The 12,628-nt window shown below is 39.6% G+C and carries 13 protein-coding genes; 9 read left to right on the top strand and 4 right to left on the bottom strand.

Going from position 1 to position 12,628, the window contains the following annotated elements; genetic code table 11:
• Positions 1–3 precede the first annotated feature (3 nt).
• Together ACS604_RS02670 and ACS604_RS02665 are read right to left on the bottom strand one after the other, a co-directional pair.
• Entirely contained in the window at positions 4–597 is a 594-nt protein-coding gene (locus tag ACS604_RS02670; RefSeq protein WP_174728443.1) for a Maf family protein, read from the bottom strand.
• Entirely contained in the window at positions 597–980 is a 384-nt protein-coding gene (locus ACS604_RS02665; protein WP_003651438.1) for a DUF2237 family protein, read from the bottom strand. The genes ACS604_RS02670 and ACS604_RS02665 overlap by 1 nt, the downstream gene beginning before the upstream one ends.
• 138 nt (positions 981–1,118) lie before the next feature.
• Here ACS604_RS02665 and ACS604_RS02660 point away from each other — a divergent pair, with 138 nt between their 5' ends.
• From ACS604_RS02660 to fba, 3 genes are all read left to right on the top strand, one after another.
• On the top strand, positions 1,119–2,306 hold the full coding sequence (locus ACS604_RS02660) for a phosphoglycerate kinase (protein WP_312822394.1): 1,188 nt from the start codon (positions 1,119–1,121) through the stop codon (positions 2,304–2,306).
• A 124-nt stretch (positions 2,307–2,430) separates the two neighbouring features.
• Entirely contained in the window at positions 2,431–2,676 is a 246-nt protein-coding gene (locus ACS604_RS02655; RefSeq protein ID WP_013198094.1) for a hypothetical protein, read from the top strand.
• Between the two features lie 121 nt (positions 2,677–2,797).
• Positions 2,798–3,835 carry a class II fructose-bisphosphate aldolase gene (fba, locus tag ACS604_RS02650; protein WP_005304678.1) on the top strand — a complete coding sequence of 346 codons (1,038 nt, stop codon included), beginning with the start codon at positions 2,798–2,800 and terminating at the stop codon, positions 3,833–3,835.
• Between the two features lie 115 nt (positions 3,836–3,950).
• On the opposite strand, the gene ACS604_RS02645 is transcribed toward fba, so the two are convergent.
• Positions 3,951–5,261, bottom strand: coding sequence for a peptidylprolyl isomerase (locus ACS604_RS02645; protein WP_174728437.1), 1,311 nt, complete (start codon positions 5,259–5,261; stop codon positions 3,951–3,953).
• Positions 5,261–7,699: an LPS-assembly protein LptD gene (locus tag ACS604_RS02640; protein ID WP_004792757.1), complete on the bottom strand. Its 2,439-nt coding sequence runs from the start codon at positions 7,697–7,699 to the stop codon at positions 5,261–5,263. Before ACS604_RS02640 ends, ACS604_RS02645 begins: the two co-directional genes overlap by 1 nt.
• A gap of 120 nt (positions 7,700–7,819) precedes the next feature.
• Here ACS604_RS02640 and ACS604_RS02635 point away from each other — a divergent pair, with 120 nt between their 5' ends.
• The 6 genes from ACS604_RS02635 to ACS604_RS02610 all read left to right on the top strand — a co-directional run bounded on the left by ACS604_RS02635 (position 7,820) and on the right by ACS604_RS02610 (position 12,616).
• Complete coding sequence (locus ACS604_RS02635; RefSeq protein ID WP_474769884.1) at positions 7,820–8,833, top strand: aminoglycoside phosphotransferase family protein; 1,014 nt, start codon at positions 7,820–7,822, stop codon at positions 8,831–8,833.
• Complete coding sequence (gene murU / locus ACS604_RS02630; RefSeq protein WP_174739159.1) at positions 8,833–9,522, top strand: N-acetylmuramate alpha-1-phosphate uridylyltransferase MurU; 690 nt, start codon at positions 8,833–8,835, stop codon at positions 9,520–9,522. Before ACS604_RS02635 ends, murU begins: the two co-directional genes overlap by 1 nt.
• A gap of 87 nt (positions 9,523–9,609) precedes the next feature.
• Entirely contained in the window at positions 9,610–10,242 is a 633-nt protein-coding gene (gene rsmG / locus ACS604_RS02625) for a 16S rRNA (guanine(527)-N(7))-methyltransferase RsmG (RefSeq protein WP_003651451.1), read from the top strand.
• 21 nt (positions 10,243–10,263) lie between these two features.
• Positions 10,264–11,046, top strand: a complete 783-nt coding sequence (locus ACS604_RS02620) for a ParA family protein (RefSeq protein WP_003651453.1) — start codon at positions 10,264–10,266, stop codon at positions 11,044–11,046.
• A complete protein-coding gene (locus ACS604_RS02615) occupies positions 11,043–11,930 on the top strand; it encodes a ParB/RepB/Spo0J family partition protein (RefSeq protein ID WP_005304694.1) in 888 nt (295 codons plus the stop codon). The genes ACS604_RS02620 and ACS604_RS02615 overlap by 4 nt, the downstream gene beginning before the upstream one ends.
• A 50-nt stretch (positions 11,931–11,980) precedes the next feature.
• The gene (locus tag ACS604_RS02610) at positions 11,981–12,616 is read left to right on the top strand and encodes a MotA/TolQ/ExbB proton channel family protein (RefSeq protein WP_174739156.1); all 636 of its coding nucleotides are present in this window, start codon (positions 11,981–11,983) and stop codon (positions 12,614–12,616) included.
• Positions 12,617–12,628 lie beyond the last annotated feature (12 nt).

Genomic DNA, 12,628 nt, shown 5'->3' with positions numbered 1-12,628 from the left:
AAATTAAGGAATTTGTAGACCAAGCTGCCTTAAAATATGGCAAAGTTGAATCATGGGTAAACCCATAAGTGTCGTCTGATCTAGGCCAGTCATTTTTTTGAACAAACTAATTCCTAAACTTTCACACTTAAAGCTACCAGCGCAATGGAGTGGTTGATCTAATGCAATATATCGTTCAATTTCAGCTTGAGTTAGGGTTCGGAATTTAACTTGATAATGTTCAACAAGCGTTTGCTCAAAATTCCCATCAAGCCATTGCACACTGAGTGCCGTACTAAAGAAGACAGTTCGACCTGAGTTTTCTGCTAACTGTATTTTGGCATTCTCAGTGGTCATTGGTTTACCAATAAAGTCGTTAGGAGCGTGTTCTCGCCATGCGACTTGATCGGAACCAATAATAATTGCATGTGGGTTTTGTGCAGCAACCACTTGAGCTTTTGTGAAAGCTAGCCTTTTCGCAAGTTCATCGGCATGGGTTTCATTGCGAGGGCTCTCATCAATGTCAGGACTCACACAGATATAGTTAATCCCTAAGCGATCCATTAAGGCTTTACGTGTTTGACTGCTTGACGCCAAAATAATTTGTGGCTGAACCATTACACTGCAAATTCCATTAAAACATCTAAAGGTACATAGCTTAATACAGCTTGGTGACATGCATGTATTTTGATAGGAGGTGCTTGACCTGCTTGATATGCTTCTACCCAGCGGGTTACACAGATACACCAGAAATCACCGGGTTTTAGGCCAGGGAAATCTACTTCTGGTAACGGGGTAATAAGATCATTACCTATTTTTTGTGAAAAATTTAGAAAATCAGAGGTCATTTGCGCACATACGGTATGTTGACCAAGGTCTGTTACTGCTGTGTGGCAGAAACCATTTCTAAAATAGCCAGTAATAGGGTCGAAACAACAGCTTGCTAAAGGTTCCCCTAAAACATTTAAACGATTGATTTGTGGATCTGGATGAATAGACATAATGGATGAAATATCAAATGACTATCTCTATCATAATCAAAACTCAGGCTTTCTACAGCTTTTATGCAAAAAAACTAACCTTTTTTGATGTAATCATTTAAAATTGGCGCGTTTTTAAAATCATAAAGAGAGCTTTACATGAATTTTCAGCGTATGACTGACCTTAACTTAACAGGTAAACGCGTCCTTATTCGTGAAGATTTAAACGTTCCTGTCAAAAATGGTGTGATTACTAGTGATGCTCGCTTACGTGCAGCATTACCAACGATCAAAGCTGCTTTAGAAAAAGGCGCAGCAGTGATGGTATTTTCACATCTAGGTCGTCCTGTTGAAGGTGAACCAAAGCCGGAACAATCACTTGCACCAGTCGCTGCTTATTTAACAGAAGTATTGGGTCAAGAAGTTAAATTGTTAACTGATTACCTAGATGGCGTAGAAGTTGAAGCTGGTCAAGTTGTATTGCTTGAGAATGTACGCTTTAACCATGGCGAAAAGAAAAATAATCCAGAGCTTGCACAAAAATATGCTGCATTATGCGATGTATTTGTAATGGATGCATTCGGTACTGCTCACCGTGCAGAAGCGTCTACTGAAGGTGTTGCTCGTTTTGCTCCTGTAGCAGCAGCTGGCCCTTTATTGGCAGCTGAGTTAGATGCACTAGGCCGTGCAATGCAAACTCCTGAAAAACCAATGGTTGCAATTGTTGCAGGTTCTAAAGTTTCAACTAAACTTGATGTTCTAAACTCACTTTCTAGTATTTGTGATCAACTTATCGTTGGTGGTGGTATTGCAAATACATTCTTGGCAGCTGCTGGTTTCAATGTTGGTAAGTCACTATACGAATCTGACTTGGTTGAAACTGCAAAACAAATTGCAGCTAAAGTAAGTGTTCCACTTCCTACGGATGTGGTAGTTGCGAATGCTTCGCAAATTAACTTTGAAGATTTCTTGGGTTCTTTAGCAGCAGCGCAAGCAGTTGTGAAGAAAGTAGAAGATGTAACATCAAACGACATGATTTTAGATGTTGGTCCAGAAACAGCTAAAGCATTTGCAAATATTTTAACAACATCAAAAACGATTCTTTGGAATGGTCCTGTAGGCGTATTTGAAGTTGATCAGTTTGGTGAAGGTACGAAAGCACTTTCGCTTGCTGTTGCTGAATCTGCTGGTTTCTCTATTGCTGGTGGTGGAGATACTTTAGCTGCGATTGATAAATATAACGTTGCTGATCAAATTGGTTATATTTCTACAGGTGGCGGTGCCTTCCTTGAGTTTGTTGAAGGAAAGACTTTACCAGCAGTTGCGGTTTTAATTGAGCGCGCTTAATACTGTTATCTAAAAAGAAGAAGGGGTTGGGTTGCCAGTCCCTTTTTTCATGGATAGGTCATTAAACTGTCATATATCTGCAATAAAATAGCGAGCATTAAATCACCAACTGTGGACAATAGTGATGAATTTAAAGCTTACATTTGCTGCTGTGTTAATTGTACCGATGATGTTGACTGCTTGTGCTAAGAAAGATGAAGCATCTCAGGCTGGACAAGAATCAGCAGCTTCTACTGCTGTTTCTGAAAAAGTAACGCCTGAGCAACAAGCAGCAATTGATGCGATTGATAAGCCAGTTTTAGATGAAAAGAATACTGATGTGGTTGAAGGTAGTGCATCAAGTGAGGCTGCTGCTTCAGAAACACATTAATTTGTTGTTTTTTGTTAAAAAATCCCTGCATATGCGGGGATTTTTTTTGAAATACTGTGATTTGTTGCTGAATTGAAATAAATGAAAGGGTAGAATAACCCGCACTACCTGGGAGGATATTATGGCACTCATTTCAATGCGCCAGCTCTTGGATCACGCTGCTGAACATAACTACGGCGTACCAGCATTTAACGTAAATAACTTAGAACAAATGCGCGCAATCATGCTTGCCGCGGATGCAACCAATTCACCTGTAATTGTTCAAGCATCAGCTGGAGCTCGCAAATATGCAGGCGCTCCATTCTTACGCCATCTTATTTTGGCTGCAATTGAAGAATGGCCACATATTCCAGTGGTAATGCACCAAGATCATGGTACAAGCCCTGATATCTGTCAGCGTTCAATTCAGCTTGGCTTTAGCTCGGTGATGATGGACGGTTCATTAGGTGTAGACGGTAAAACCCCTACATCTTACGAATACAACGTTGATGTAACTCGTAATGTTGTTGCTTTAGCGCATGCATGTGGTGTTTCTGTCGAAGGTGAGATTGGCTGTTTAGGTAGCCTTGAAACTGGTATGGCTGGTGAAGAAGATGGTGTTGGCGCAGAAGGTGTGCTAGACCACTCACAACTTTTAACTTCTGTTGAAGAAGCGACTCAGTTCGTTGCTGATACAAATGTTGATGCACTAGCAATTGCAGTTGGTACTTCACACGGTGCGTATAAATTTACGCGTCCACCTACAGGAGATATTTTGGCAATTGACCGCATTAAAGAAATTCATGCGGCATTACCAAATACTCACCTTGTAATGCATGGTTCGAGTTCTGTTCCGCAAGAATGGTTAAAGGTAATCAATGAGTTTGGCGGTAATATTGGCGAAACTTATGGTGTACCTGTTGAGCAGCTTGTAGAAGCAATCAAACACGGTGTGCGTAAAATCAACATCGATACTGATTTACGTTTAGCTTCAACTGGTGCGATTCGTCAATTTTTGGCAGAGAATCCATCTGAGTTTGATCCACGTAAATACTTTGCTAAAACAGTCGATACAATGAAGCAAATTTGTATCGATCGTTATGAAGCATTTGGTACAGCTGGAAATGCTGACAAGATTCGTCCAATTTCTTTAGAGAAAATGGTTGATCGTTATAAATAATTCCCGTTAGGGTTTAATTTAAAAAAACCGGTTATTTATAACCGGTTTTTTATTAAGTGAATTTTATTCATAAAAAAACCTGCGATGAGCGCAGGTTTTAATGAAGACAAAAGACTTACTTTTGTAAGTTCTTTTTGTCTAGACTTGGATCTTTAATTTCTACATAAGCATTCGCACGCACTTCACGCAACCAGCTGTCGATTTCAGTATTAAATTGACGTTCACCTAAAATTTGACGTGCCATACGCTCTTGATATTCATGAGTCATATCTTTTTCACGTTTTTCAGTTACTTGTAAAATGTGCCAACCGAATTGAGTTTGGAATGGTTCGCTGACTTCACCGACAGGAATTTCCTGCATTTTCTTGTCAAATTCAGGCACCATCATGCCTGGAGTAACCCAACCTAAGCTGCCGCCATCTCGCGCAGAGCCTGTATCATTTGAGTAGGTCGCTGCAAGAGTTGCAAAATCATCGCCAGCTTTTAAGCGTTTATAGATGTTGTCAATAATTTGCTTGGCATTTTCAAGGCTAACCACTTCAGACGGTTGAATAAGAATATGGCGAGTTTGATATTGAGGTACTAAAGCTTTTTGCTCATTTTGTTTGCGTTCAATAAGTTTTAAAACATGTACACCATCACGTACTGAAATTAAGTCGGTTGTTTGACCTTCTTGTAATGGGGTAATACGGGCTGCAAGTTCGGCGGGAATGTCTGAAAGTGGGCGGAATCCCATGTCAGCACCTTCAACTTTGACATTTGCAGTTGAAAGTTTTTTCAATGCGTTTATATCATTACTTTGTGCAAGCTTCGAACGTACTTCTTGAGCTACAGATTGAACTTCCTGCGGATTATCACCAGTAATACGCATATGAATTACGTGTGCTTGGTTGCCTAAAGCAGCCTGTCCCTGAGGTGATTTCAAGAAGTTTTCTACGTCTTGGTCACTAATTTTAATACGGGACATGACTTGTTGTTGGCGCAAACGGCTAATCGCTAAATCTTCAGCGATTCGGCCACGTAAACTTTCATAAGTTCCTGGTGCCATAGCATCCAACTTTTGCTGGAAAGCTTCTAAACTTTTACTTCCAGATTGACTTGCTACTTTTAAGACTGCTTCATTTAAGCTTTTTTCATCAGGTTTGATGCCATATTTTTTAACTTGTTCAAGTTGTGCCTCACGCAAGATGAGTTGATCTAACACCTGAAATTGTAAATATTGCTGAGGGGGAACCTCTTTTTTTTGTGCTTGTAGTTCGTGAGCGGCTTCAGCCATCCCTTGTTGAAGATCACTTTTTAAAATTACGCTATTGTCCACAATTGCCACAACTTCATCAGCGGGTTGGGCAAAACTATGCATTGATGAAGAGATTAGGGCAGCAAGGGTAGTTGCTTTAAAAAACTGTTTAAGATGCTTTGTCTTCATTAACGTTGTGTCCAAGATTGATTAATTTTGTTAAAACCTAAAACGCGATTTTCAAGTAAAGACGCGAGTTTATTGTTTAAACCACCTAAACCTTTTAGCGTAATTTCGGCCATAATGGCACGTTTTTCACTAACATCTGGAGATTTTGGATCATCTAGATCGTTATAGTATGAGCGACCATAGACAGAAATGCCCCAGCAACATGACTCATAGTTAACCCCTAGTAATATCTCGCGGGCAACATCATTGTCCATGTCATATTGTACGTGGCCCATAATACGCCAATTATCTTTAACTGGTTGTATAAACGATGCAACAACCTGATCGTAAGTATCTTGACGTCCTGCAATATCTTTACGGTAGAAATAACCTAAGTTATATAGGTTTCCTTTATCTCCAGTATAATAAACTTGGAAATCACGCTGAGCATTGTCACCATTCGACATCCATGCTGAGTTAGCAGCAATGGTGAAGTTTTGGTTTAACTGGCTTGTTAAACTTACAACTGGACCAGTGTTACTTTCAGTATCAATCTCATCTTGTTGCTTTAATGTCACACGACGATCTTCAAAATAATAACTTTGACCAACACTTGCACGTAAACGCTCTAAGCCGACTGTGTCAAAAAGGCTATAGCTTACGCCAAGTGATAGAAAGTTGTTGTCTTCAAGACGGTCATGTCCGTAGAAGCGGTAAGGGTTAAATAATTGATCGTAACTTACTGATGCTGAAGTTGAGTCAAAATTTGGATAGTTGTCTTGGTTTTTGTATGGAGCATATGCATAAAACGCACGAGGGGTAAGTGTTTGTAGGTACTTGCCCTCACGTTCAAAATTCAGTCCAGTATCCAATGTGAATTGAGGTACAACCACTGATTTATTTTCAGAACCGCCATCTAGACCTTGAGATGCGATACTGTCTTTATCGTAGAATGTTTGAATAGAACGTACTGAAACTTCAGGGATTACAAATGCTGCTGGTGTACGGTAGTTGTAGCGTGTTGCAAACTGGTTGTAGATACGTGTACCGCTACTTTCCTGAGCAGAATCATCATTAATTGATTTCTTGAAGTATGCGGTATCGTTATTAAATTCGTATTGTAAACCTAATGGATTACCCGTGACATAATTCAATAAGAATTGTGGTAAGCGTGCATAAGGCTTATCAACATCGGCAATGTCAGGGTCAAGTGTCTGGAAATCTTCGACCTTAAGCTGAGCTTTTAAACCCGGAATACCGTGTTGATAGTTAAGCTCCCATGCTCTACGTAAGTTTAAGTCTGTTTTAGAGTTAGGGCTGCTATCTAAATCTGAGAAATAGTCTTTATCTGAAGCGTAGTTGTACTCTAGATTGGTCGACCATTGATCGTTGATATTCCAGTTATGTAAGAAATGGAAATCTTTACGATCTTTATCATCATATTCTTTGTCAGATGGCAACATGCCACCCCACATCTCACCCGCACCAAAGCCATCGGTTAAATATCTAAAGTCACCTTTTAACATTGCACCGCGGTCTGCTAAATAGCGCGGAGTAAGTGTTAGATCATAGTTAGGTGCAAGGTTTAAATAAACCGGAACAGAAAGCTCAACACCACCATCGTTTGAGAAACCAAACTGTGGATTAAGAATACCTGTAGTGCGGCGATCATCAATTGGGAAGTTAAAATAGGGAATTGCTAGAACAGGAACATCTTTAACATATAGTTTTGTTCCGTGGGTTGTACCACGTCCAGTTTCCTGATTTAACTCAATTTTATTTGCCTGAATTTTCCAACCTGGTTTTTGACCCGGTGGACAAGTCGAGTAGGTCGCATCGTTAAGAACCATGACATTTGGTGATGTTCTTTCGATTTTCCCTGCGTGACCATGAGCATGTTGCTGTTCAGAAATATAAAAACTATTTTCTAAATTACCAGTCTGGTTTTTTAGGTTGTAATTAATTTCGTCACTCTGTGAAAGTAACCCGCCTTGAGCGAGTTGTACTCGGCCTTGTGCGTGTGCAAAGGTTTGGGTCTTATCAATCGTAACCTTGTCAGCACGAACTGTGCGTCCTTCCTGATCAATAACAACATCGCCTTCTAAAACTGAGTCGCCGGCAGGATTATAATGTCCATAATTAGCCGTAACGACAGAAGTCGTCTTATCAGCATCTAAGGCTTTGGTCTGTGGGTTAATCGGTGTAACCCAAGTACCCTGGCAAAATGCCGAGCTTAAATATTTATTGTCACGAAGCTGGGCCTCAGGTGCAGATTTATCAACATAGTACTGCTGAAAGAATTCTTGACCCGGGTAGGCTTCTTTGATGCTCGCTTTAAGTTGATTATTGTCTATATTGGAGACAACATCAGCTGACTCAGCATAACTTGATTGTATGGAGCCACATAAGAGCGTAAAAATAGCTGTCGCTAAAGGATTAAATTTAAACTGATGCTTCATTGTCTCATTAACCAAGTATGCTAATTCACAATTAATTATTGTCGCATCATAGAGAAAAAGTTTATAAGTGGCTACACTTAACCCTTCAAAAATCTCAGCTTGTTTTAGATTTTATTGCAAATGAATACACAACGTGAACAATTGATATATACATGGCTTACATCTGTTCTTAAAAATGATCAATTTAAGATCGCTTTTTTAGCAGGTGATGCAAGCTTCCGACGTTATGCACGGATCCAGTTACAAAATAAAACGTATATGCTCATGGATGCCCCTCCAGAAAAAGAAGACTGTGTTCCGTTTGTGACCATTGACGAATTTTTTGCAGGCCATGGTGTGCGCGTACCTCAGATCGTCGCGAAAGATTTGGCTCAAGGTTTTCTGTTATTGGAAGATTTTGGTGATGTGCTGTTGTCTACATTATTAAATGATGAAACAGTCGATAAATACTATGAACAAAGTTTTAAACAACTTATTCAATTGCAATCTATTGATGGGACTAACCAGTTTCCAGCTTATTCCTACGAAAAATTAATGTCGGAAATGCAGTTACTCACAGACTGGATGTTGCCATCGCTTGCTATTCAGCCGACTGCTGAGCAGAAAAAAACGATTGATGACGCATTTGAGTTCTTGGCTCGTGCCGCAGTAGCCCAACCGCAAGTTATTGTACACCGAGATTTTCACAGTCGTAATCTGATGAAAATTGAAAATGAACTAGAACTTGGAGTAATCGACTTCCAAGATGCTGTTATTGGTGCTGATACATATGACTTAATTTCGATTACACGTGATGCATATGTTCAATGGAATGCTGAGCATGTTTATCAATGGTTTAGAACCTTTTATGACTTATTGCCTGAATCTGCCAAGCAGAACCGCAGTTTTGAGCAGTTCAAGCGTGATGCAGATTTAATGGCTATTCAGCGCCATATTAAAATTCTTGGCATTTTTGTTCGTTTGTTTGAGCGTGATGGTAAGTCTGGATACTTAAAAGACTTGCCGCGAGTCATGTGGTATTTACTCGAAGAAAGCCGTGGTTACGCTGAACTTGAAGAATTTATATTATTTATAAATAACATAGTGATGCCTAAATTTATCGAGAAATATGGTAGCTATGAGGTGGCAGCATAATGAAAGCAATGATTCTTGCTGCTGGCTTGGGTAATCGTATGCGTCCACTTACGCTATATACACCAAAGCCTCTGCTTGAGGTTGGTGGTAAGCCGCTAATTGTGTGGCATATTGAAAAGCTTAAGAAAATTGGTGTGACCGAAATTGTCATCAATTCTGCATGGTTGGCCGATAAGCTCATCGGTAGTTTAGGAGACGGCTCTCAATTTGGTGTAGATATCCGTTGGACACGAGAGGATGAGGGGCTAGAAACAGCGGGTGGAATTATTAATGCTTTGCCACTGCTTGGAACGGATCCGTTTATTCTGGTGAATGGAGATGTATGGACCACAATGGATTTTGAAGCTCTACCCCATATTAAGTTAAATGATGATTTAGCACATCTTGTATTGGTTGATAACCCTAAACAGCATCCTGAAGGCGACTTTACATTATTGGATGGACGCACTTTTACATTTGATCAAGATGTGACGGGTGAGAACCTCACTTTTAGTGGTGTGTCTGTTATCCATCCTAAGCTTTTTGATGGATTGGAACCAGGTAAACGTCCTTTAGCTCCACTGTTGAAGCAAGCGATGCACAATCAAAAAATATCTGGTGAAAAGCTTAAAGGTGCATGGGTAGATGTGGGAACGCCTGAGCGTTTATTAGAGCTAGATTTGCAAATTCGTGAAGGCTTCTACGATTAAGTGTGTAATCCCTAATCGTTAACTAGTGTTCCACGATGCATAAATGGGTATACTTTGTTTTAAATTTTACTTAGATGTTATCTGTTTATGCATCCGTTTTTTCAAGAGTTACAACAGGGTAGTCAAAAATTAGGTTTATCGCTTAGCGATGAAGCTTTGGCATTATTGTTAAAGTATCAAGATGCTTTGGTACTTTGGAATAAAGCATATAATCTGACAGCAATTCGTGATCCGAAAGAAATGTTAGTGAAGCATTTGTTGGATAGTCTAAGTATTTTAAATGACTTACCTGAAGGTAGACTGCTTGATGTGGGTACAGGTGGTGGAATGCCTGGCATGATTATTGCTCTTTGTCAGCCACAACGCCAATGTGTTCTTTTAGATTCTAATGGTAAAAAAATTCGTTTTTTGAAGCAATTTATTGCTGATCTTAAATTGAGTAACGTTGTGGCAGTGCAAACACGTGTTGAGAATCAAGATACAATTGATGAGCTTGGCCAGTTTGACGTCATAACAAGTCGAGCTTTTGCTTCTTTAACGGACTTTGTAGATGCAGCTCAGCCATACCTTCATCAGAGCAGTATAATCGCAGCGATGAAAGGTGTAGTGCCAGTTGAGGAAATTGAGCAGCTCAAGCAGGACTTTTCATGTAAAGTGATTGAACTGCGCGTACCAAGACTTGATGAACAACGTCATTTACTTTTACTTCAACGTATCTAAATAAAAAGTATTAAGGTTACCATGGCTCAAATTATTGCGATTGCAAACCAAAAGGGTGGTGTTGGTAAAACAACGACTGCAGTAAATCTTGCAGCGTCTCTAGCTGTATTAAAAAAACGTGTATTACTTGTAGATATGGACTCACAAGGTAATGCTACGATGGGGTCTGGTATTCAAAAGAACGATCTTTTGTATTCAATTACAGATGTTCTTCTTGGCGAAGTTCCAATTGAAACAGCCATTCAAAAAGCAGAAGTTGGATATAAAGTTCTAGGCTCTAATCGAGAGCTTTCAGGTGTAGAGCTCGCTATCGCAGAGCAGGAAGGTCGTGAATTCATTCTAAAGAATGCTTTGAATGAAATCAGAAACTCATTTGATTATATCATTGTGGATTGTGCTCCAAGTTTGAGTTTGATTACTGTCAATGCTTTGGCGGCTGTAGATAGTGTAATTATTCCAATGCAATGTGAATATTATGCGCTAGAGGGTTTGGCTGATTTAACTCAGACTATTGATCGTATTCAAAAAGCACTCAATCCTGATTTAGAAATTATTGGTGTATTACGTACGATGTACGATGCACGAAATGCTTTAACACGTGATGTATCTGCAGAACTAGAGCAATATTTCGGTAAAAAACTTTATGATACTGTTGTTCCACGAAATGTTCGTTTAGCAGAAGCACCAGCACACGGGTTGCCTGTTATCTATTTCGAAAAAAGTTCTAAAGGTGCAGTTGCATACTTAAATCTTGCAGCTGAGATGTTAAAGAGAAGTAAAGTGAAGAAAGGAAGTAAAGTATGAGCATCAAAAAACGCGGATTGGCTAAAGGACGTGGTTTAGATGCATTACTTGGTTCAATTCAAAAAGAAAAACTACAACTGGAAGCACAGGCGTTAGACCACGGACAGTTAAAGCAAATTGATGTGAATTTACTGAAACGTGGTGAATATCAACCACGTCGTTTTATTCATGAGCATGATTTACAAGAGTTAGCATCTTCTATTGAAAAACATGGCGTGATGCAGCCTATTGTAATCCGTCCAGTTGATGATGAAACACATCCATATGAAATCATTGCGGGTGAGCGTCGTTGGCGTGCAGCTCAACTTGCGGGCTTAACTGAAATTCCTGCAATTGTTCGTGACTTAAATGATCAGGTTGCAATTGCATTAGCGTTAATCGAAAACATTCAGCGTCAAGATTTAAATCCAATTGATCAAGCAATAGCTCTACAACGCTTTCATGATGAATTTGGTTTAAGTCATCAAGAAATTGCTGACACAGTTGGTAAAGCACGTACTACTGTCAGTAATCTACTGCGCTTATTGAGTTTAGCTGATGATATTAAAGATTTCATGCAGCAAGGGCAGCTCGATATGGGACATGCTCGAGCAATTTTGACCTTGAAAGGTAAAGATCAATTAGAAGTTGCTAAAATTGTAATCGAGAAAGGATTGTCCGTTCGTCAAACAGAGCAATTGGTGCGTGATAGAAGTGAGCCTAAGCAGGAAAAGGAAAAAGCACCTGTAGCACCAGATATTGAGCAATTGACACAGAAATTATCAGAGCGTTTTGGCGCTAATGTAAAAATTGATCATAACCAAAAAGGTAAAGGTAAACTTGTTATTCATTACCATACCTTGGATGAGTTAGATGGCATTTTAAATATTTGCTTGCCAGAATAATTTGCAGTTGGGTCATGTATTTCTAATTTTATATTCTTGGGGAAGAACATATGTGGGAACTTGTGAGAGCGGGTGGCTGGTTGATGCTGCCTTTAATTTTATGCTCAATTTTAACTGTTGCGATCAGTATTGAACGTTTTGTTCGGTTAAGACGTTCACAAGTTCTACCCGAAGCATTAAGCGGTAAGAGCTCTTTAAGAGCTGAAGATATAGTGGAAAGTTTAGAACAAAATGTAGAAGTGCAAAATAGTGCATTGGGACACATTTTAAAAGCAGGCTTTGAGCATCGCGAACAGGGCGAGCAATTTGCTCGTGCGCAAATGGAAGTTGCAGCTTCTCAAGAAATTTCCTATTTAGAAAAAAATATTAATTTCTTGGGTACTTTAAGTGCTGTAGCGCCGTTACTCGGATTGCTTGGCACTGTGGTGGGAATTATTGAATCATTTCTTGTGATTGATTTTGGATCGGCTGGTAGTCCAAGTTTAATGATCCCTGGTATCTCTAAAGCATTAATTACTACAGCTGTGGGAATGTTAATTGCAATTCCTGCTCTAATTGCTTATCGCTATTTCCAAAGAGTAGTGCAAGATTATATTGCTGAATTAGAACAGCAATCGACCTTGTTTCATGCTTCATTGTTCTATAAGCGCTCTTCGCCTTTAGCTGAACACCGCCGTGTTGGTTAAGAGGTGGATGCC

Source organism: Acinetobacter sp. Li1LvA2 (genome assembly GCF_056156705.1).
Note: the sequence above shows the minus strand (reverse complement) of the source record. Positions and strands in the feature narration are given on the sequence as shown.

Bases quoted from the DNA above. Each gene is read 5' to 3' on its own strand.
- ACS604_RS02610 (WP_174739156.1), top strand. From the start codon at position 11,981: ATGTGGGAACTTGTGAGAGCGGGTGGCTGGTTGATGCTGCCTTTAATT.
- ACS604_RS02670 (WP_174728443.1), bottom strand. From the start codon at position 597: ATGGTTCAGCCACAAATTATTTTGGCGTCAAGCAGTCAAACACGTAAA.
- rsmG (WP_003651451.1), top strand. From the start codon at position 9,610: ATGCATCCGTTTTTTCAAGAGTTACAACAGGGTAGTCAAAAATTAGGT.
- ACS604_RS02640 (WP_004792757.1), bottom strand. From the start codon at position 7,699: ATGAAGCATCAGTTTAAATTTAATCCTTTAGCGACAGCTATTTTTACG.
- ACS604_RS02620 (WP_003651453.1), top strand. From the start codon at position 10,264: ATGGCTCAAATTATTGCGATTGCAAACCAAAAGGGTGGTGTTGGTAAA.
- ACS604_RS02615 (WP_005304694.1), top strand. From the start codon at position 11,043: ATGAGCATCAAAAAACGCGGATTGGCTAAAGGACGTGGTTTAGATGCA.
- ACS604_RS02660 (WP_312822394.1), top strand. From the start codon at position 1,119: ATGAATTTTCAGCGTATGACTGACCTTAACTTAACAGGTAAACGCGTC.
- ACS604_RS02645 (WP_174728437.1), bottom strand. From the start codon at position 5,261: ATGAAGACAAAGCATCTTAAACAGTTTTTTAAAGCAACTACCCTTGCT.
- ACS604_RS02655 (WP_013198094.1), top strand. From the start codon at position 2,431: ATGAATTTAAAGCTTACATTTGCTGCTGTGTTAATTGTACCGATGATG.
- fba (WP_005304678.1), top strand. From the start codon at position 2,798: ATGGCACTCATTTCAATGCGCCAGCTCTTGGATCACGCTGCTGAACAT.
- ACS604_RS02635 (WP_474769884.1), top strand. From the start codon at position 7,820: ATGAATACACAACGTGAACAATTGATATATACATGGCTTACATCTGTT.
- murU (WP_174739159.1), top strand. From the start codon at position 8,833: ATGAAAGCAATGATTCTTGCTGCTGGCTTGGGTAATCGTATGCGTCCA.
- ACS604_RS02665 (WP_003651438.1), bottom strand. From the start codon at position 980: ATGTCTATTCATCCAGATCCACAAATCAATCGTTTAAATGTTTTAGGG.